Genomic DNA, 18990 nt, shown 5'->3' with positions numbered 1-18990 from the left:
TTATTCCGCCGTGTCAGCGCCGTGGCACTTCTTGTACTTCTTGCCGCTACCGCAAGGGCAGTCGTCGTTGCGGCCGACCTTAGGCTCGTCGCGCACCAGGGTGGTGACGGCCGGCTTGCGGCGCGGTACCCAGAACTTGTAGATGGCAGGCAGGTTGGCTTCCAGTTCCTGGCCCAGCTTGTGCGCCTTGACCGGATCTTCCACCAGCGGCAGCTCCTCTTCCTCGATCTCGTCGGCGCCCAGCAGGTAGATCGGCTTCATCAGTTCCTGGATGTCCGATTCCCAGATCTCGTCCCACGAACCCGGACGCAGCTCCATGCCTTCCCAGAAGCCCCAGCACCAGGCTTCGGCGTCGATCAGGGTCTGGCCTTCATGCTCGTGCTCGACGAACAGCGGCTCGAATTCCTTCGGCGCCACTTCGAACGTCACCAGCACTTCGTTCATGAAGCGCATGATCAGGTTGAGGATGCGTTCCTCTTCCTTTTCGTTCTTGAATTTCGGGATGTCGGTTTCTTCCTGGCCCCAGACCCGCTTTAGCCACTCCGCCGGCATGATGGGTTCCGGGCCGATGGCGATGGCGGTCAGATAGCCGTGCAGCATATCCATCGTCATGGCATCTTCAGGGCTGCGGTCGGACAACAGGAAGTTGTCTAATTCGTCGAATTCTTTTTCGCTCAGTGGCTGGTCGAGTTGCATGGCTTGCTCTTTTTATTGGATTGAAGCCGACAGTATACACGCCGCGCCCCGTACAATGCGGGGATGAACCAAGATCATTTCGACGACGAAGAAGAAGACGCCCGCGCTGCGGCCCTTGCCACCAGCATGGCTGAGCCGCTGGCCGGGGCGGCCGACAGCGCACAGGAACAGGCGCCGCATCCTTATTCGGCGCTCAATCCCGAGTGCGTGCTTGACGCACTCGACAGCATCGGCCTGCGCGGTGACGGCCGCCTGCTGGCGCTGAACAGCTATGAAAACCGGGTCTACCAGGTCGGCATCGAGGACGACAAGCCGCTGGTGGTGAAGTTTTACCGTCCCGGTCGCTGGAGCGACGCGGCCATCCTGGAAGAACACGCTTTCACCGATGAACTGGCCGCGCGCGAGATTCCGGTGGTGCCGGCGCTGGCGCTGGGCCCGGACCGGGCTACGCTGCATCATTTCAACGGCTTCCGCTTCGCCGTGTTCACCCGCCATGGCGGCCGCGCGCCCGAGCTGAGCGATCCGTCGGTGCTGGAGTGGACCGGGCGCTTCATCGCCCGCATTCACGCGGTGGGCGCGATCAAGCCTTATCTGGAGCGGCCGGCGATCGACATCGCCACCTTCGGCACCGAGCCTTGCGAGTTTTTGCAGGCCAACCAGTTCATTCCGGTCGATTTGCGGGAAGCCTACGCCAGCGTCTCGGCGCAGGCGCTGGACGGCGTGCGCCGCAGCTACGAGCGCGCCGGCGAGCTGCCGCAGCTACGCCTGCACGGTGATTGCCACGGCGGTAATGTTCTATGGACCGACGCCGGCCCGCATTTCGTCGACTTCGACGACAGCCGCATGGGCCCGGCGATCCAGGATCTGTGGATGATGCTGTCCGGCGAGCGCGCCGACCAGGTGCGCCAGATGAGCGACATCTTGGCCGGCTACGAGGATTTCTGCGAGTTCGATCCACGCCAGCTGCACCTGGTTGAGGCGCTGCGCACGCTGCGCCTGATCCATTACTCGGCCTGGCTGGCACGGCGCTGGGACGATCCGGCCTTCCCGGTGGCTTTCCCGTGGTTTAACACCCAGCGCTACTGGCAGGACCGCATCCTGGAACTGAAGGAACAGATTTCGCTGATGGACGAGCCGCCGCTGCCGATCTAGCGAATTGACGGGGTTTTCCCGCTCTCCTTGCGGTTCGGCTTGCCTGTCCCCTGCTTGATAATGAGAACTCAGAAGTCCCGGTTGGTGCCGGGGCATATCGTCTAGCGAGAACTCTCATGCAAGCACAACTGGCCAAACAAGACAGCGATAACGTCACTCTGCTCCCTATGGTGTCGCTGCATGACCCGGACGAACCGACCCACACCCCACGCGCCGCGATGGAAATGAAGGCGATCCAGGAAGCGATCGCCCGCGTCGAAGCCGACGCCAAGGCGGCCTGCGCCGCCGAAAACCGCGCCCACGCCGAAGCCCGCGCCCGCTCGCTGGCCGAAGACCGCGCCGCGATGGACGCCGCCGCCGCCGCCGTCGCGCTGCAAAATGCGCAAGCATCGGAAGAGGCGATCGCCGCCAACCGCGAGCGCCTCGAATCGCTGCGCGCCGCCGCCCAGGCCAGCGTGGCCCGCCTGGACGCCGTCAAACAGGAAACCGCCGAACTGCGCGCCCGGGTCGAAGCCGACACCCAGATCCGCGTGGCCGCCGAACAGCGCGCCAAGGCCGAGAGCGAAAGCCGCAAGCGCGCCCACGAACAGATCGCCGCCGAATCCGAACTGGCTGAACAAGCCTCCCGCGCCGCCGAGGAACTGGCGACCCAAACCGAACAAGCCCGCCTGCAAGCGGTGGAGCGCGTGGCCGCCGTGCAGGCCGCCAAGGAAGAAGTGGTCGGCATCGCCTCCGCCGATGCGCGCGTGGCGACCTTGGCGCGCGAACGCGAGCGCCACGCCTACGCCGCCCGCCAGACCGCACAGATGCTGGTGCAGGCCGAAGCCGAAGCGCTGGACCTGACCGTGCAGCGCGAACGCGCCGACCAGATCGCGCTGGAATCGGCCTTCAACCGTGCCGCCGCCGAAGTGCGCGCGCTGGAAGAAGCCCGCGCCCTGGCGCACCTGGAACAGGAACGCGAGCAGATCGCGCTGGCCAAGGCCGAATCCGAGCGCAGCGCCGCGCAATCGCTGCATCTGCGCCTGCAAACCGAAAAAGAAATCCGCGACGCCGCGATCCACCGCGAACGTCTGGAAATGGTGGCCGCCGCCAGCGCCCAGGCGCGCCGCGATGCGGACGCCAGCATCCTGGCCGCGACTGAAGCACGCATTGAAGTGGACAGCCAGCTGCGCGCTGTCGCCCTGGCCCGCGTGCAGGCTGAGCAGGAAGCCGAACTGAAAACCCACGCCAAGGTCGAAGTCGAGACGCTGGCGCTGGAACAAGCCAAGCTGCGCCAGGCCGCTGATGAAGCCGCCGCAGAAGCCGCCCGCACCGACAGCCTGGAACAACAGCGCGCCGCCGAGCTGGCCGAAGAACGCGCAGCCTTGTCGCGCGCCGCCGCCGAACTGGCCGCCAGCCAGAACGCCGCCGAACAACAGGAAATCGCCACGCTGGCGCTGCACGTCGAAGCGCAGAACCAGGCCAACGCCGTGGCCATGCAAAAGGCCGAGCAGGCGCAGGCACTGCTGCAAGCCGAACAGGCCCGCGCCGCCGCCGAGCAGCAAGCCATCGCCGCGCTGAAGGAAAAACTGGATGCCGAGCAGGACGCCAGCGATGCAGCACAACACCGCATCGCCGCCGAGCGCGCACAGACCGAGGCCTATCGCCAGCAGCAGGAAGCCGAGCAGCGCCTGGCCGCCGCAGCGGAAAAAGAAGCCGAAGCCGCCCGCCTGATGGCCGAGCAGGTATCGCTGGAAGCCGAACAGAAAGCCATCGCCGGACAGGCGCTGGCGGCGCAAGCCCGCCTGGCTGTCGAGCTGGGTGTGGTGCATGCCGAGCGCGCCCGCGTCGAGCAGGAGAAGGCCGCCACCGCTGAAGCGCTGTTGCTGGCCGAGCGTGAGTTCATTGAAACCGAGCGTCAATCGCTGGCGCTGATTGATCAGAAGCTGACGCAGCAACGCCTGACCACCGCCTCGGAAATCCGCGCATCGAAAGCGATCGCCGGCCGCCTGGAAGCGGAACGGAATGTGGCCACCTGCGCACGTCAGCGCGCCGACGGCGAGCAGGCCGAGGCCGATGCTATGCACCAGCGCGAGCTGGCCGAACAAGCCGCCGTGCAAGCCGTGGCCGACAAGGCCGCAGCACAACTGGCCTTGCTGGAAACCGCCCAGGCGCACGCCGCGATGCAGCGCAAAGTGGCCGACACCACCGCCGCGATGACCGCCGCCAAGCAGAAATTGCTGGAACTGGAAATCCGCCGTCACGCCGCCGCGCAAAAAGCGCTGGCAGCGGTGCAAGCCAAGGTGGCCGTGGCCGCCGGCGAGTGCAAGCAAGCGGAAGAGGGCGCCGTAGTCGCCACGCTGGACGCCGCCCGCGCCCGCAAGGAAGCAGCCCGCCTGGCGCCGCCAGCCGAAGCCGGCAAAGCCGTCTGGCGCGCCCGCTAAAACAGTCGGGGGCCAAGTCTGACATTCGGACACAGGCTCGACCGTAGCGGCCTGCTACAGCCGAGTTCGTGTCCGAATGTCAGACTTGACCCCGGGTTAGTAGCTGTAGCCCAGGCCGACCATCAGCAGGTCGGCGTCGCGGTGGTAGTCGGTGACGACGCGGTTCAGCGACAGCGTGCCGACTACCTGCTTGGTGAAGTGGTAGCGGCTCGCTACCGACACCAGCCCCGCCTTGTGCGAGCGCGTGCCTGGCACGTCATGCACTTCAAGGGCCAGATACGGCCCTACACCCATCCCCAACTCCACTTCCCGGTTCAATGAACGGATCAGCCATAGCTGCGTCGCCACGCCGGTGCGGTGCGTGCCGGCCGAGGTGCCTTCGCTGAGGCCGGTTACGGTCCAGTCCACATAGCGCCCGACTGAGCGGCGGTATTCAATGCTGGTGGCGCGCGAGCGCTCCGATTCCAGGCTGTTGACGATGCTTTGCCCGGCCAGCACCGTCACCGTGTCGTCGGTCGAAGTGCCGCCGTCCAGATGCAGCTTGTCGCCGCGCACGCTGTCGAAGCGGTAGCCGAAGCCCACCAGCAGCGAGGTGGTCGGATCCTTGGCGCCGGTCGGGATGACGCGGTTGACCTGCACCTGCGTGTACCAGCGGTTGGGATGGTGCCAGGTGGCTTGCACGCTGTAGATCGGCGCCCAGCCGTGGTCGTTGACGTACGGCTCGCCGCCGCTGCTCGGCCGGGAGGTGTCGAAGTAGTAGTACTGGCCCACGCCCACGCCCCAGGACAGGCCCTGTTCGCTGATGTGCGAGCGCAGCCACACCTGGCCCGAGACGCCGTCGCGATGATGATTGTGCGGATGGCCTTCGTTCAGGTAGCCCAGGCTCAGCGCCAGGTAGTCGCCGACCGGCTGGGCGTAGTTGACGCCGACCGCGAACGAGTTTTCATTGGTGCCGCTGACGCGCAGGGCGCCGCCTTGCATCGAAAGGTCCTGGGCCTGGGCGGCCGCGCTCGCCAGCAGCAGGGTGGCGAGCAGCAGGGGACGGCGGTTGTGCATGGCGGTTCCGGTTTCAGTGGGGAATACTGTTGAGATTACCGGAAACTCGGGAAGTGCCGCGCCATGTTGCTGGCGCGGCAACAATCACGGCTGGACCTGAACTTTGGTGATGTAGTACTCGGTCTCGCCGAAGCACTGGCTGGGCACGCCCTTGTGCTGGGCGTAGCTCAGCACCACACGCTTGCCGGTGGCCGACATCAGCTGCTGGGCGACGGCGTCGTCGCGCACGCTGAATTCGAATTTCTCGGGGATGGCGCCCGGCATCGAGGTCAGCAGGATCTCGCCTTCCCAGGTCTTGCAAACCCAGCCACGGCTGGAGAATTTTTGCAGGTAGCCGGCCCGTTCGCCATCCGAGTAGGACACATGCAGCATGACCCAGGTGTAGGCCATCAAGATCAGCAGGGCGGCGACCAGCAGGCCGACGAGGTAGAGCGTTACGCGTTTGGAAGTGGTCATGGATCAGCTTGGGTTGAGTGCAATGTTTTTAATCTTATCACGCGGCCAGCCGGCGTTTGTAGAGGATCGACGACCATAGCGCCACGGCGATGAAGGCCACCCCCGACAAACCGGTGAACCATTCCGGGATATGGTATTTGACGCTGGCCAGCATGATCAGCGCCAGAATGCCGATGGCATAATGCGCGCCGTGCTCCAGGTAGACGTACTCGTCCAGCGTGCCCTTGTGCACCAGGAACACCGTCAGCGAGCGCACGAACATGGCGCCGATCGCCAGCCCCAGCATGATGATGACGACGTCGCTGCTGATGGCGAAGGCGCCGATCACGCCGTCAAAGCTGAACGAGGCGTCCAGCACCTCCAGGTAGAGGAAGCCGCCGAAGCTGCCGCGCGCCACCGTCGTCACCACCGCGCCGACGCCGGCCTCGGTGATGTCGTCGTCGTCTTCCGGCGGGTCTTCCTCCAGCAGCGTGCTGATCCAGCCGACCGCCAGGTACACCGCCACGCCGACCACGCCGGCGGTCAGCACCGTGTACTTTTCCTCCACCGGCACCAGGCCCACGCAGGCGAACACCGCGCCCAGCGCCATCAGCACGGCCAGCGTCTCGGTGCCGTGCTGGCCCATTTTTTTCTCCATCCAGCCCAGCCAGTGCAGTTCCTTTTCCTCGTCGAACAGGAAGTTCAGGAACACCAGCAGCAGGAAGGCGCCGCCGAAAGCCGCCACCTGGGCGTGGGCGCCGGTCAGGTGCTTGGCATATTCGGCCGGGTTGGCGGTGGCCATTTGCCACACGTCCATCAGGCCCAGGCCGGTGGCCAGCGAGACGATCAGCAGCGGGAACAGCAGCCGCATGCCGAACACCGCCACCACGATGCCGACCGTCAGGAACAGCTTTTGCCAGAATGCGTCCCAGTGCCGCAGCACCGAGGCGTTGACCACCGCATTGTCGAAGGATAGCGACACTTCCATCACGCCCAGCACGGCGGCCACCCACACCGCCTGCAGCAGGCCGGTGGCGCCGCCATGGTTGTAGCCCCACCAGGCGGCCAGCGCCATCAGGACAAAAGTGACGGCAAAAGAGATTCTGAAGTGTTGCATCGTTGTTTTTATTGAAAGGGAACAATGGGCTGAATTCTATAATACTTGCTTCCGCCGCTGTGGGGCCATCTGCGATAATTGCGGCACTAAAATGCAAAGGAACCACCGATGGACATCGCTTACCTCGTCACCCCGCTGATTACCTGGATCACGGTCGGGCCGATCAAGTTTCTGATTAATAGCGCCAAGGCGCGCAAGTGGGCGTTCAACCTGGTCGGCAACGGCGGTTTCCCCAGCAATCACAGCGCGGTGGTGTCCAGCATGGCGACCCTGATCGCTCTGCGCGAGGGCATCGGCCATCCGGCCTTCGGCGTGGCGGTCACGCTGTGCTTCATTGTCATCATCGACGCCAACAGCCTGCGCCAGCACGTTGGCAAGCAGGCGGCGGCGATCAACCGTCTGGCCAAGGATGACGGTGGCCATAAATGGCTGCGCGAGCGCATGGGCCACACGCTGGTGGAAATCGGCGGCGGCCTGTGCACCGGCATCGCCATCGCCCACCTGATCAACGCCATCTTCGGCCGCGGCTGATCCGCGCCACCGGCGGGTCACGCCGCCGGTTTCCCTGTTCTTTTGGCCGCTCCCGGCTATTCTGAGATTTCACCGTTTATCCCAGCATTTGGCAATTCAGCCACGTTTTTTGCCGTCCAGTCGCACGTTGATTGACCGATACCGGACAGTCAGAGATACTCTGCGCCCTGTAGTCTGGCTAAAATTTTAATAAGTAGTCGAGCACCCCTGTGCCACTTTCTCGGAGAACTGTATGTTGCGCAAAACCCTTCTAGCTCTCGCCGTCGCTTCAGCCCTGGTTGCCTGCGGCAAGTCCTCCAAGGAGCCTGAAAAGGCAGGCGCCAGCGCCTCGGCCACCGCCGCCGCGTCCAAAGACGGCAAAGGCGGCAAGGACGCGCCGCCGGCCGTGCTGTCGCTGGCCCCGGAAGACATGCTGACCATCGAAACCAACGCGCTGGCGTCGGGTCCGGTGATCACCGGTTCGGTCCAGCCTGAACGCAAGGCCGACCTGCGCGCCGAAGTGAGCGCCGTGGTGTTGCAAGTAATGAAAGAAAACGGCGAAGCCGTCAAGAAGGGCGACATCCTGGTGCGCCTGGACGAAACCTCGATCCGCGACGCCCTGAACTCGGCCGACGAAGCCACCCGCGCCGCCCAGCAATCGCTGGAGCAGGCCACCCGCATGTTCGAGCGCCAGAAAACGCTGCGTTCGTCCGGCATGGTGTCGACCCAGGCGCTGGAGGATTCCGAGATCCGCCGCAACAACGCCCAAAGTGAGCTGGCCGGCGCCAAGTCGCGCTCGGTCGCGGCCCACCAGCAGCTGACCCGCACCCTGGTGCGCGCGCCGTTCGACGGCATCGTCAGCGAGCGCAAGGTGTCCAACGGCGACACCGCCGCCATCGGCAAGGAACTGATCAAGGTGATCGATCCGGTCAGCATGCGCTTCGAGGGCCTGGTGTCGGCCGACAAGATCGGCGTGGTCAAGGTCGGCCAGCCGGTGCGCTTCCGCATCAACGGCTACCAGAACCGCGATTTCATGGGCCGCGTGAAGCGGGTCGATCCATCGGCCAACGCGGTCACGCGCCAGGTCGAGGTGCTGGTTGAGTTCGCCGGCAAGGACATGCCGGGCGTGGCCGGCCTGTACGCCGAAGGCCGCGTCGAGTCCGACGTCGCCAACGCGCTGATGATCCCCGATTCGGCGCTGGTGACCAACGGCGACCATACCTACACCTGGCGTGTCAACGGCAAGGTGCTGAGCAAGGCTGCGCTGAACATGGGCGTGCGCGATCCGCGCACCGGCCAGTGGGAAGTGCGCAGCGGCCTGGCCGCCGGCGACCGCGTGCTGCGCGTGCCGAACTCCGGCTACAAGGATGGCCAGGGCGTCGAACTGACCGCGCCGAAAGTGGCGGCGGCCGGCAACGGCGCGGCCCAGGCGTCGGCGGCGCCGGCTTCGAGCACCGCAGCGAAAGGGAACTGATCCATGTTCTTATCCGATTTCAGTATCAAACGGCCGATCGCGACCATCGTCCTGATTGTCGCCATGATGTGCCTGGGCTTGCTGGCGCTGAAGAAGCTGCGCGTCAACCAGAACCCGGACGTCGAGGTGCCGTTCATCATCGTCAGCGTGCCGTATCCGGGCGCCTCGCCCGACACGGTCGAACGCGAGATCGTCAACCGGCTGGAGAAGCCGCTGCAAGCCATTTCCGGCGTGACCAAGCTGGAGAGCGCGGCCAACGAAGGCTCGGCGCAGATCTTCATCGAGTTCAGCTTCAAGAAGAACCTGATCGAAGCGTCCGACGAGATCCGCAACGCGATCGCCTCGGTGCGCTACAAGCTGCCGCTGGAGATGCGCGAGCCGATCCTGCAGCGCATCGATCCGGCCTCGGACCCGGTGATGCAGATTTCGCTGTCGTCGACCAGCCAGAGCCACGCCGAGATTTCGCGCCTGGCCGAGGACATGCTGTCGGACCGCTTCCGCGCGGTGGACGGCGTGTCGCAGGTGCAGGTCAACGGTTCGCTCAAGCGCGAACTGTCGGTGCTGCTGCATGCGGAAAAGCTGCGCGAATATAACGTCTCGGTCAGCGACGTGGTCAACGCGCTGCGCAACCAGAACACCAACGCCCCGGTGGGCAAGGTGCGCGGCGTGCTGGACGAGAAGAGCATCCGCCTGGTGGGCCGCATCATCACCCCGCGCGAATTCGAGGGCGTGGTGGTCAAGCGCCGCGGCGACGAAGTGGTGCGCCTGGCCCAGCTGGCCACCATCGAGGACGGCTTCGCCGAAGTCGACGGCGTGAGCATGCGCAGCGGCAAACCCAACGTCGGCATCACCATCTCCCGCTCGCGCGACGCCAGCACGGTGTCGGTGGCGGCCAAGCTGCGCGAGGAAATCAAGGCGGTCAACGCCACGCTGCCGGCCGGCACCAAGCTGGAGATCACCCGCGACGGCGGCGACGATTCGCAGCGCAGCCTGAACAACGTGATCGAATCGCTGGTGCTGGGCGCGGTGCTGACCATCTTCGTGGTGTACGCCTTCCTGAACTCGTGGCGCTCGACCCTGATCACCGCGCTGAGCCTGCCGACCTCGGTGGTGGCGGCCTTCATCGCGGTGTGGCTGTGCGGCTTCACGCTGAACTTCATGACCCTGCTGGGCCTGTCGCTGGCGATCGGCGTGCTGATCGACGACGCCATCGTGGTGCGGGAAAACATCGTGCGCCACATGCAGATGGGCTCGGACCGCCGCACGGCGGCGCTGAACGGCACCGCCGAGATCGGCCTGGCCGTGGCCGCGACCACCTTCTCGATCATCGCCGTGTTCATTCCGGTGGCCTTCATGCCGGGCATCTCCGGTGAATGGTTCCGTCCGTTCGCGCTGACGGTGACCTGCTCGGTGCTGGTCAGCCTGGGCATCTCGTTCACGCTCGATCCGATGCTGTCGGCCTACTGGGGCGACCCGGTCGACCACCACACGGCGCCGAAAAAAGGCCTGGGCAAAGTGCTGCAGAGATTCAACGACTGGTTCGACCACCAGTCCGACCGCTACGGCCGCGTGATCGCCTGGGCGCTGCATCACCGCCGCTGGATGGCCGTGATCGCCTTCAGCACCTTCGTCGGCGCCATCGTGCTGCACGCCAAGTGGGGCGGCTCCAGCTTCCTGCCGGCGGCCGACCGCAGCACCATCGCCATCGACGTGCGCATGCCGCCGTCGGGCAGCGTGGAGATCGCGCGCCGCAAGATGGAAACCATCGCCGCCATCGCCCGCACGATTCCTGAAACCAAGGACACCAACTCCAACATCAACGCCGGCGGCGGCCGCATCTACATCGATATCGGCAAGCGCCAGTTCCGCAAGCGCACCGCGTTCCAGATCGGCGCCGAGCTGCGCGACAAGATGAGCCATATCGCCGGCGCCGAGATTTCGGTGATCGACGACCTGGGCAACCAGGGCAAGCCGGTGCAGATCGAATTCACCGGCCCGGATTCGCGCCGCCTGATGGAGATCACCAACGCCTACATGGACAAGCTGCGCCAGATCCCGGGCGCGGTGGATGTCGGCCTGTCGCAGCAGGATCCGAAGAACGAGTTGCAGATCGAACTCAATCGCGGCCTGGCCAACTCGATGGGCATCTCCGTCAACGACGCGGCGCAATCGCTGCGGGTGGCGTTTGCCGGCGTCGAAGTGGGCGACTGGGTCGATCCGACCGGCGAATCGCGCGACGTCGCGGTGCGCCTGGCGCCGGAAGACCGCGTCAACTCGGAAAACATCGAGCGCCTGCCGATTTCGGTGACCGGCACCAACCAGATGGTGCCGCTGGACCAGATCGCCACGATCACGATGGGCAAGGGCCCGTCCACCATCGAGCACAAGAATGGCAAGCGCAACGTGACCGTGTCGGCCAACGTGCAGGGCCGTTCGCCGGGTGAAGTGACGGCCGACGCCATGAAACTGGCCAACGCCATCGACTTCCCGCCCGGCTACGGCCTGGACCTGGGCGGCGACGGCAAGAACCAGAGCGAGCTGTTCACTGAAATGGCGATCGCGCTGGTCATGGGTATCGGCCTGATGTACCTGATCCTGGTCATGCAGTTCGGTTCGTTCACGGCGCCGGTGGCGGTGATGCTGTCGCTGCCGCTGTCGCTGATCGGCGTGGTGCTGGCGCTGCTGGTCACCAAGAGCACGCTGAACCTGATGAGCTTTATCGGCGTCATCATGCTGATGGGCCTGGTCGCCAAGAATGCCATCCTGCTGCTGGATGCCGCCCGCAAGCGCGAGGAAGAGGGCTATGGCCGCGAAGACGCGCTGATGTATGCGGGCCGCATGCGCCTGCGTCCGATCCTGATGACCACCTTCGCCCTGATCGCCGGCATGTTCCCGGTCGCGCTGGGCCTGGGCGAGGGCGGCGAGTTCTACCGTCCGCTGGCGATCGCCATCATCGGCGGCACCATCACCTCGACCATCCTGACCTTGCTGGTGGTGCCGACTTTCTACGACAGCATCGAGATCGCCAAGGATCGCGCCATCGCCAAGTTCCACCGCCGCGCCGTGCGCTGGACGGCTGGTCCGGCCCTGGTCATGACCCTGGTCGAGGGCGTGCTGACCTTGATCTTCGTGCGCATGGTGTTCCGCATGGTGATGTGGGTGGTGTTCAAAGTGACCGGCAAGGGTGGCCGCGGCATGCCGCCGTCGGGCGCGCTGGATCCGCACTAAGTCGTTGTTTCTTCGATACTAAAAAAGGACCTTCGGGTCCTTTTTTTACTTTTGGTATGCAGAGCATCTGCTCGGTTTCAAGGTTTTAATTAGTGCCTCTCCTCTAACGACTTGCCTTTTGCTTCGTTTTATAAATGTAGTATGCTGCTGGCCTCCTGCACCGGTTTTGGCGCAAGAATCCAGAAAAACCTGGCGCAGTGCCGCCACTTATAAAAGCGAGACCACCATGCAACACAAATACCTCCCCCTGATCATTGCCGCCGCGCTGAGCGCGATGTCCGTCGGCGCCAACGCGTCCGGCTACCGTTTCGGCTCGCAGAGCGTCGCCGGCCAAGGCACGGCGGACTCCAACGCCGCCGAAGCCAACGATGCATCGACCATCTTCTACAATCCGGCCGGCCTGTCCCGCCTGGATGGCATGCAAATCAGCGCCGGCGCCACCATGGTTGTGCCGCACTCGACCTTTACCGACAGCGGCTCGACCCGTTTCACCCACACCCTAACCGGCGGCACCGCCGCCAGCGACTACGTGCCTAGCCAGGTCACCGCGCCATCGTTCTACCTGAGCAAAAAACTGAACGACCAGTGGACCGTCGGCATGGGCATGTTCGTGCCATACGGCACGAAGATCAGCTATGGCAACACCTGGACCGGCCGCTACGCGCTGTCCGACGTCAAGCTGGAATCGATCACGCTGAACCCGTCGGCTTCGTTCAAGCTGAATGAGCACCACGCCTTCGGCTTCGGTATCGATGCCGAATTCATGAAAGCCAACCTGGGCCAGGCGGTGGACGTGCCGGGTTCGGTGATGGCGCTGGCAGGCACGCCGCAATCGCTGGCACTGGCCAAGCAGATCGCTCTGCTGGGCGGCAACCCTAAACTGCTGGGCGCGGCCCAAGATGCCCACGGCGCCAACGACGGCAAGGACTGGGGCTGGGGCTTCAACCTGGGCTATATGTTCACGCTGGACCAGAACACCCGCTTCGGCCTGGCTTACCGCTCGTCGATCTCGCACCAGCTGAAGGGCAGCACCGTGTGGGACTTCTCGCAAGTGACCGCCGATCCTATCGTCAACGGTGTGTTGCAATCCGCTTCGCACAAGGCCAACTCGGCCGCGCTGGTCGCGCTGCGTACGCCTGAGACGCTGTCGGCCAACGTGTTCCACCAGTTCGACTCCAAGTGGGCCGGAATGGCGGACGTGACCTTCGTGCGCCACAACCGTCTGGGCGACCTGGACATCCAGTTCCCAGGCACCACCGAAGGCGCCGAAGTGATCCGCCAGCAGTGGAAAAACACTGTGCGCGTTTCGCTGGGCGGCAACTACGTCTACAACGAAAACCTGACCCTGCGCGCCGGCGTCGCCTACGACGAATCGCCAGTCAAGAGCGCCGAGCTGACCCACCCGGCGCTGCCGGACAGCGACCGCATGCAGTATTCCGTCGGCGCCAACTGGAAGCTGAACGCCCGCTCGTCGATCGACCTGGCCTACAGCTTCCTGGACTTCAAGGACGCGCAGATCAACTACACCAACGCCTGCAACCCATTGCTGATCACCTGCACGGGTAACGGCGAAACCACCCGCGGCACCTTCAAGACCCACCTGTCGCTGATCGGCGTCGCCTACAACTACAAGTTCTAAACCGGAACGTCGTAGCGAAAAGGACCTTCGGGTCCTTTTTTTACGCCTATTGATTGGTGGTGGGCGGCGGTGGGTTGTTTTGCTGTGCCGGCGGCGGCGTGGTGGCCGGCGGCGTCGTGGCCGGTGCGGCCGGTTCAGGCGTGTTTACGCTGGGTGTGGGCGGCTGGTCCGCCGGGCGCTTGTTGCAGCCGCCCAGCAGGGCGACCGCCATGGCCGCGCCCAGCAACAGCCGGGAAGTAGGGGAGAGGGTAGTCATTTTTTGCTCCTTTCAACAAAGGGAACAAATTAGACCGCGCCGCCTGGCGGCGGTTCCCTCGATGTGCGCGGACGTCGAAGTTCAGGCGGCCTTGCGGTCGCTGTCGATGGGCAGCTCGGCGTCGCTGTTGAAGACGGCCAGGTCGGTCTCGCCCAGCACCCGGCTGGTGACGGTGCCGGCGGTGATCGAGCCGCTGACGTTGAGCGCGGTGCGGCCCATGTCGATCAGCGGTTCGATCGAGATCAGCAGGCCGGCCAGCGCCACCGGCAGGTTCATCGACGACAGCACGATCAGCGCGGCAAAGGTGGCGCCGCCGCCGACCCCGGCCACGCCCACCGAACCGATGGTGATGATGGCCAGCAGCGGGGCGATAAAGCTCAGCGTGAAAGGATCGATGCCGACGGTGGGCGCGATCATCACCGCCAGCATGGCCGGGTAGATGCCGGCGCAGCCGTTCTGGCCGATGGTGGCGCCGAACGAGGCGGCGAAGTTGGCGATGCCTTCCGAGGTGCCCAGGCGCAGCGTCTGCGTCTGCACGCTCATCGGGATGGCGCCGGCGCTGCTGCGCGAGGTGAAGGCGAAGGTCAGCACCGGCAGGATTTTTTTCACGTAGCGCGCCGGGTTGAGGCCGGCGCCGGCGACGATCGCCAGGTGCACGCAGAACATCAGGATCAGCGCGCTGTACGAGGCCAGCACGAAGTCGATCAGGTGCAGGATGTCGGTGTAGCTGGAGGTCGACACCACCTGCGCCATCAGCGCGAACACGCCGTAGGGCGTGAGCCGCAGCACCAGCGTGACGATGCGCATGACGATGGCGTGCGCGACCTGGATGAAGCGCTCGAAGGTGGCGAACACGTCCGGCTTCTTGTCGTGGATGCCGGTGGCGGCGATGCCGATGAACACCGAGAAGATCACCACCGCGATGGTCGAGGTCTTGCGACCACCCGTCATGTCGAGGAAGGGATTGGCCGGGATGAAGCTCAGCAGCATGCTCGGCAGCGAGATCGCCTGCGCCGCCTCGACCTTGCCTTGCAGGTAGACGCCGCGCGCGACGTCGGCGGTGGAGGCGGTCAGGCCGACCGCGCTCAGCTGGAACAGCTTGGCCATCAGGATGCCGAGGCCGGCCGCGATCAGCGTGGTCAGCATCAGCAGGCCGATGGTCAGCGCACTGATCTTGCCCAGCGAGTTGATGCCCTTGAGCTTGATGATGGCGGAAACGATGGACACCATAATCAGCGGCATGACGATCATCTGCAGCAGCTTGACGTAGCCGGAGCCGACGATGTCGAGGTAGTCGCCGGTGGTCTTCAGTTCGGTCGCGCTGGCGCCGTACAGCGCTTGCAGCACGGCGCCCAGCAGCACGCCCAGCCCCATGCCGGTGAATACGCGCACCGAAAAGGACGCATGCCGGCGCTGCTGCGCATACAGCGCGCCCAGCAAGGCCAGTGCCGCCAGCAGGTTGAGAATTACGTTGATCGTCATGGATTGCCCTTTGCTGCCCGAGTGAAGCGCTTATTTTATATGCGAATGCCGATGGGTACGCTGGCCCCATCGGTTAAAAGACGAATATTTGGCGATATCCTTATGCAGTTTTCATTCCAGGCCAAAGACCGGCTAGCCTGAAGAGGCCGTTTCGCTTATATAATCGCAACACAATCAAATTCATGGAAGAGCTGCGATGAAATCCTTGTTGGCCCTGATGTTAGTCTCGAGTGCGGCCATGGCCGATGATGGCGCCATGCTGCGTTGCCGCCAGGTGACTGACGGTCCTGCGCGCTTGAGCTGCTATGACGCGATCCAGCTGGGTGCGCCGGCCCCGGTGGCGGCAGCGGCGGCGATAGCGGCGCCGCCGGCCAAGGTGGAGCTGGAGCGCAGCTTTGGCGCTGAAACCCTGTCGACCACCATCAAGCTCGATTCGATAGAAAGCAGCATCGTCGGCAACTTCGACGGCTGGGTGCCCAAGCAGCGCATCCGCCTGGCCAACGGCCAGGTATGGATGATCAACGACGACAGCCAGGAAGACCTGAGCCTGGTCAATCCCAAGGTCAAGGTCGAGCGCGGCCTGATGGGGGCGATCTACATGGACATCGACGGCGCCCGCACCGCCCCGCGCGTCAAGCGCGTCAAATAAACTGCGGGGGTCAAGTCAACTGCGGGGGTCAAGTCTGACATTCGGACACGGCCTCTGCCGTAACGGCTGCTACGGCAGAGGCCGTGTCCGAATGTCAGACTTGACCCCCGCTTAGCCAGATGTCGAAGCGGGTGGTGCCCTGGCCGGTGGCGGCCAGGCGGTAGGCGAAGCCGTGCCGGTTCAGCACTTCTCGCACGAATAGCAGGCCGATGCCCTGGCCGCCTTTCTTGGTGGTGAAGAAGGGCGTGAACAACTGCCGCGCCGGCACGTCGCCCAGCAGGTCGCCGGAGTCGATCACCGACAAACGCACGCCGTCGGCCTCGCTGGCCAGCACGAACTCGATCGTCTTTTCGCCAGCCGCATCGGCCGCCTGCGCTTCCACCGCCTCCATCGCATTCTTGACCACGTTCAGCAGCGCCTGCTCCATCAGGTGGCGGTCCAGCTCGATGGCTGGCACCTCGTCGCAACGCTGCCAGGCGATGCGGATGCCGCGGCTGCGGCACGGTTCACGGTACAGGTAGAGGATGTCGTCCATCAGGTCGCGCACAGCGTTGGGCCGCAGCTCCGGCGCCGGCATCTTGACCACCCGCGTGAAACGTTCGATGAACTCGCCCAGGCTGACGTTGCGGCGCTTGACGGCGACGATGGCGGTGCTGAAGTCCTCGCCGTCGCGCTCGGCCAGCTGGCTGCGGTAGTACAGCAGCGAATCGAGCACCGAGCCGGTGGCCGCCACCGTGTTGTTGACCTCGTGCGCCAGTACGCGGATCAGCTTGTCGTAGGTGGCTTTCTCCGAACTTTCCAGTTCCTGCGTCAGCTCCTCGATCAGCAGGAAGTGGCGGGCAAAACCACGGTCGTAGAAGTGGCCGCGCTGGCCACGGTAGCGGCGGCCGTCGGTGTCGGTCAGCAGCTGGCTGTCGCCCAGCGGCAGCGCGTCGAGCTGGGCCAGCAGGCCGGGATGGTGCAGGTCGGCGTCGGCCGGCAGGCAGGCGGCCAGCGGCTTGCCCTTGGCGTCGTCCAGCTTGAGCAGCGCGTGCGCGCTGGCGTTGAGCAGGCTGATGCGGCCGTCGAAGTCGAACACGATCACCGCGCTCGGCGTCGCCTCCAGCAGGCGGTCGAGGAAGCCTTGCTGTTCGCCCAGCTGCAAGCGCTCCTGGTACAGTGCGCCCAGCATGGTGTTGAACAGCTGGACCAGTTCGTTCAGCTGGGGATCGCCGCTTTGCTGCAGGCGAGCCGCGTAGTGCTGGTCTTGCAGCAGGTCGTGGAAGTGGCGGGTGTAGCCCAGCGGCTCCAGCGCGCGCCGGATCAGCACGACGCCCAGCGCAAAGCTCAGCAGCACCAGCGCTTCCAGCCCCAGCATCAGCAGCGGCGCCTGGTGGAACAGGCTGATGGTCAGGCCCAGGAACAGCAGGTGGGCGGCGGTCAGGTAGCCGTACAGGCTGCGGCGCAGGCTCATGCGCGCGCTGCGTGGTCGGACTCGGGCGTGGCGTCGCCGCCCAGGCCGTGACGTTCCAGCCGCCGGTACAGCGCGGTGCGGCTCAGGCCCAGCGCCTTGGCCACGCGCGAGATATTGCCCTGGTGCTGCTCAAGCGCCTTGGCGATCATGTGGCGCTCCACCTGCTCCAAGGTCATGCCGTCCACGCCCAGGCTGGCCGAACGCGGCACGCCGCCGTTTTCATGCTGCTCGGCGGCGATGAAATCGGCCTGCTTCAGTTCGCTTTTGCCGACCAGCAGCAGTGTGCGTTCCAGCGTCTGCTTGAGCTGGCGGATATTGCCCGGCCAGGGCTGCGCGCTCAGCCACTCCAGCGCGGCCGGCGCGATGGTCGCTGGACCCAGGCCATAACTCTCCGCCACCTGGCCGATAATGTGGCGCGCCAGCAGCGGTATGTCGCTGCGCCGTTCGCGCAGCGGCGGCAGGCGGATGGTGATCAGGTTGAGGCGGTAGAACAGGTCTTCGCGGAACTCGCCGCTGGCGACCAGCTCGGCCAGCTCTCGGTTGGTGGCCGACACCACGCGGATGTCGGCCCGCTCCATGCGGCTGGCGCCGACCGCCTGGTAGGTCTGGTCCTGCAGCACGCGCAGCAGCTTGACCTGGTCGGCGCGGTTCAGTTCACCGATCTCGTCGAGGAACAGCGTGCCTTCGTGCGCGCTGGCGACGTGGCCCTTGCGGTCGGTCTTGGCGTCGGTGAAGGCGCCGCGCACGTGGCCGAACATTTCGCTTTCAAACAGCGACGGCGTGATCGCCCCCATGTTGATCTTGACGATGGGCCGCGCCGCGCGCGGGCTGTTGCGGTGCAGGGCGTCGGCGATCAGCTCCTTGCCGCAGCCGCTCTCGCCCAGGATCAGCACCGGCGCCTTGGTGGCCGCCACCTGGCCTATGGTGGACAGCACCTTCAGCAGCCGTGGATGCTCGCCGACGATGCCGCTGAAATCGAACTGGGCATCGAGCGCCGCGCGCGTCGGGCAGCCTGCCGGGGCGGGCGCGGCGGTGTCCAGCGTGGTGCGGATCAGTTCCACCAGCTGGGCGTTGTCCCACGGCTTGGTGAAGAAGTTGGCGGCGCCCGCCTGCACGCCCTTGACCGCCAGCGCGATCGAACCCCAGGCCGTCATCAGCAGCACCGGCAATGCCGGTTGCAGCTGCTTGATGTCTGCCAGCAGCTGCAAGCCTTCCTCGCCGCTGGTGCGCAGCGAGAAATTCATGTCCTGCAATACCAAGTCGGCGGGCTGGCGCGCCAGCTGCGCCAGCGCCTGCTGCGGATCGTCACAGCACACGGTGTCGAAGCCGGACTGCTTGAGCAGCAGCGCCAGCGACACCTGTACCGCGCTGTCGTCGTCGACAATGAGTATGCGTTGTTTAGGGGACGATTCCATCAATT

At 65.1% G+C, this 18990-nt stretch carries 15 protein-coding genes; 7 read left to right on the top strand and 8 right to left on the bottom strand.

What is annotated here, in order from left to right; all coding sequences use genetic code 11:
* A complete protein-coding gene (locus D0T21_RS13220; RefSeq protein WP_116989413.1) occupies positions 1–696 on the bottom strand; it encodes a UPF0149 family protein in 696 nt (231 codons plus the stop codon).
* Positions 697–759: 63 nt separating this feature from the next.
* Here D0T21_RS13220 and D0T21_RS13215 point away from each other — a divergent pair, with 63 nt between their 5' ends.
* Positions 760–1848, top strand: a complete 1089-nt coding sequence (locus tag D0T21_RS13215) for a serine/threonine protein kinase (protein ID WP_116989414.1) — start codon at positions 760–762, stop codon at positions 1846–1848.
* A 116-nt stretch (positions 1849–1964) separates the two neighbouring features.
* Positions 1965–4271: a hypothetical protein gene (locus D0T21_RS13210; protein ID WP_116989415.1), complete on the top strand. Its 2307-nt coding sequence runs from the start codon at positions 1965–1967 to the stop codon at positions 4269–4271.
* Positions 4272–4367: 96 nt separating this feature from the next.
* Here the strand turns inward: D0T21_RS13210 and D0T21_RS13205 are convergent, their stop codons facing one another.
* The 3 genes from D0T21_RS13205 to D0T21_RS13195 form a co-directional block, all read right to left on the bottom strand.
* On the bottom strand, positions 4368–5327 hold the full coding sequence (locus D0T21_RS13205; RefSeq protein WP_229211463.1) for a hypothetical protein: 960 nt from the start codon (positions 5325–5327) through the stop codon (positions 4368–4370).
* Positions 5328–5411: 84 nt separating this feature from the next.
* The gene (locus tag D0T21_RS13200; protein ID WP_116989416.1) at positions 5412–5783 is read right to left on the bottom strand and encodes a hypothetical protein; all 372 of its coding nucleotides are present in this window, start codon (positions 5781–5783) and stop codon (positions 5412–5414) included.
* A gap of 37 nt (positions 5784–5820) precedes the next feature.
* Positions 5821–6879 carry a DUF475 domain-containing protein gene (locus D0T21_RS13195; RefSeq protein WP_116989417.1) on the bottom strand — a complete coding sequence of 353 codons (1059 nt, stop codon included), beginning with the start codon at positions 6877–6879 and terminating at the stop codon, positions 5821–5823.
* Positions 6880–6987: 108 nt separating this feature from the next.
* On the opposite strand from D0T21_RS13195, the gene D0T21_RS13190 reads away from it, so the two are divergent.
* The 4 genes from D0T21_RS13190 to D0T21_RS13175 all read left to right on the top strand — a co-directional run bounded on the left by D0T21_RS13190 (position 6988) and on the right by D0T21_RS13175 (position 13730).
* On the top strand, positions 6988–7410 hold the full coding sequence (locus tag D0T21_RS13190) for a divergent PAP2 family protein (protein WP_116989418.1): 423 nt from the start codon (positions 6988–6990) through the stop codon (positions 7408–7410).
* A gap of 232 nt (positions 7411–7642) precedes the next feature.
* Entirely contained in the window at positions 7643–8863 is a 1221-nt protein-coding gene (locus tag D0T21_RS13185) for an efflux RND transporter periplasmic adaptor subunit (RefSeq protein ID WP_116989419.1), read from the top strand.
* 3 nt (positions 8864–8866) lie between these two features.
* Positions 8867–12091 (top strand): efflux RND transporter permease subunit, encoded by a 3225-nt coding sequence (locus tag D0T21_RS13180; protein ID WP_116994413.1) that lies wholly within the window; start codon positions 8867–8869, stop codon positions 12089–12091.
* A gap of 226 nt (positions 12092–12317) precedes the next feature.
* On the top strand, positions 12318–13730 hold the full coding sequence (locus D0T21_RS13175) for an OmpP1/FadL family transporter (RefSeq protein WP_116990031.1): 1413 nt from the start codon (positions 12318–12320) through the stop codon (positions 13728–13730).
* A gap of 46 nt (positions 13731–13776) precedes the next feature.
* Here the strand turns inward: D0T21_RS13175 and D0T21_RS13170 are convergent, their stop codons facing one another.
* Positions 13777–13986, bottom strand: a complete 210-nt coding sequence (locus D0T21_RS13170) for a hypothetical protein (RefSeq protein ID WP_199538437.1) — start codon at positions 13984–13986, stop codon at positions 13777–13779.
* Between the two features lie 81 nt (positions 13987–14067).
* Positions 14068–15468 carry an L-cystine transporter gene (locus D0T21_RS13165; RefSeq protein ID WP_116989422.1) on the bottom strand — a complete coding sequence of 467 codons (1401 nt, stop codon included), beginning with the start codon at positions 15466–15468 and terminating at the stop codon, positions 14068–14070.
* A 238-nt stretch (positions 15469–15706) separates the two neighbouring features.
* On the opposite strand from D0T21_RS13165, the gene D0T21_RS13160 reads away from it, so the two are divergent.
* Positions 15707–16117 (top strand): hypothetical protein, encoded by a 411-nt coding sequence (locus tag D0T21_RS13160; protein ID WP_229211462.1) that lies wholly within the window; start codon positions 15707–15709, stop codon positions 16115–16117.
* 94 nt (positions 16118–16211) lie between these two features.
* Here D0T21_RS13160 and D0T21_RS13155 read toward each other — a convergent pair whose 3' ends face one another.
* Both D0T21_RS13155 and D0T21_RS13150 read right to left on the bottom strand, forming a co-directional pair.
* Entirely contained in the window at positions 16212–17570 is a 1359-nt protein-coding gene (locus D0T21_RS13155) for a PAS domain-containing sensor histidine kinase (RefSeq protein WP_116989424.1), read from the bottom strand.
* Entirely contained in the window at positions 17567–18985 is a 1419-nt protein-coding gene (locus tag D0T21_RS13150) for a sigma-54 dependent transcriptional regulator (RefSeq protein ID WP_116989425.1), read from the bottom strand. Before D0T21_RS13150 ends, D0T21_RS13155 begins: the two co-directional genes overlap by 4 nt.
* Positions 18986–18990: the final 5 nt, after the last annotated feature.

This window comes from Duganella sp. BJB476, from assembly GCF_003416895.1.
In the GTDB taxonomy this organism is placed as follows: domain Bacteria; phylum Pseudomonadota; class Gammaproteobacteria; order Burkholderiales; family Burkholderiaceae_D; genus Rugamonas.
The sequence above is the reverse complement of the archived record's forward strand: the minus strand, read 5'-3'. Positions and strand labels throughout refer to the sequence as shown.

Coding starts and splice junctions, on each gene's coding strand:
- D0T21_RS13220 (WP_116989413.1), bottom strand. CDS start 696: ATGCAACTCGACCAGCCACTGAGCGAAAAAGAATTCGACGAATTAGAC.
- D0T21_RS13215 (WP_116989414.1), top strand. CDS start 760: ATGAACCAAGATCATTTCGACGACGAAGAAGAAGACGCCCGCGCTGCG.
- D0T21_RS13210 (WP_116989415.1), top strand. CDS start 1,965: ATGCAAGCACAACTGGCCAAACAAGACAGCGATAACGTCACTCTGCTC.
- D0T21_RS13205 (WP_229211463.1), bottom strand. CDS start 5,327: ATGCACAACCGCCGTCCCCTGCTGCTCGCCACCCTGCTGCTGGCGAGC.
- D0T21_RS13200 (WP_116989416.1), bottom strand. CDS start 5,783: ATGACCACTTCCAAACGCGTAACGCTCTACCTCGTCGGCCTGCTGGTC.
- D0T21_RS13195 (WP_116989417.1), bottom strand. CDS start 6,879: ATGCAACACTTCAGAATCTCTTTTGCCGTCACTTTTGTCCTGATGGCG.
- D0T21_RS13190 (WP_116989418.1), top strand. CDS start 6,988: ATGGACATCGCTTACCTCGTCACCCCGCTGATTACCTGGATCACGGTC.
- D0T21_RS13185 (WP_116989419.1), top strand. CDS start 7,643: ATGTTGCGCAAAACCCTTCTAGCTCTCGCCGTCGCTTCAGCCCTGGTT.
- D0T21_RS13180 (WP_116994413.1), top strand. CDS start 8,867: ATGTTCTTATCCGATTTCAGTATCAAACGGCCGATCGCGACCATCGTC.
- D0T21_RS13175 (WP_116990031.1), top strand. CDS start 12,318: ATGCAACACAAATACCTCCCCCTGATCATTGCCGCCGCGCTGAGCGCG.
- D0T21_RS13170 (WP_199538437.1), bottom strand. CDS start 13,986: ATGACTACCCTCTCCCCTACTTCCCGGCTGTTGCTGGGCGCGGCCATG.
- D0T21_RS13165 (WP_116989422.1), bottom strand. CDS start 15,468: ATGACGATCAACGTAATTCTCAACCTGCTGGCGGCACTGGCCTTGCTG.
- D0T21_RS13160 (WP_229211462.1), top strand. CDS start 15,707: ATGGCCGATGATGGCGCCATGCTGCGTTGCCGCCAGGTGACTGACGGT.
- D0T21_RS13155 (WP_116989424.1), bottom strand. CDS start 17,570: ATGAGCCTGCGCCGCAGCCTGTACGGCTACCTGACCGCCGCCCACCTG.
- D0T21_RS13150 (WP_116989425.1), bottom strand. CDS start 18,985: ATGGAATCGTCCCCTAAACAACGCATACTCATTGTCGACGACGACAGC.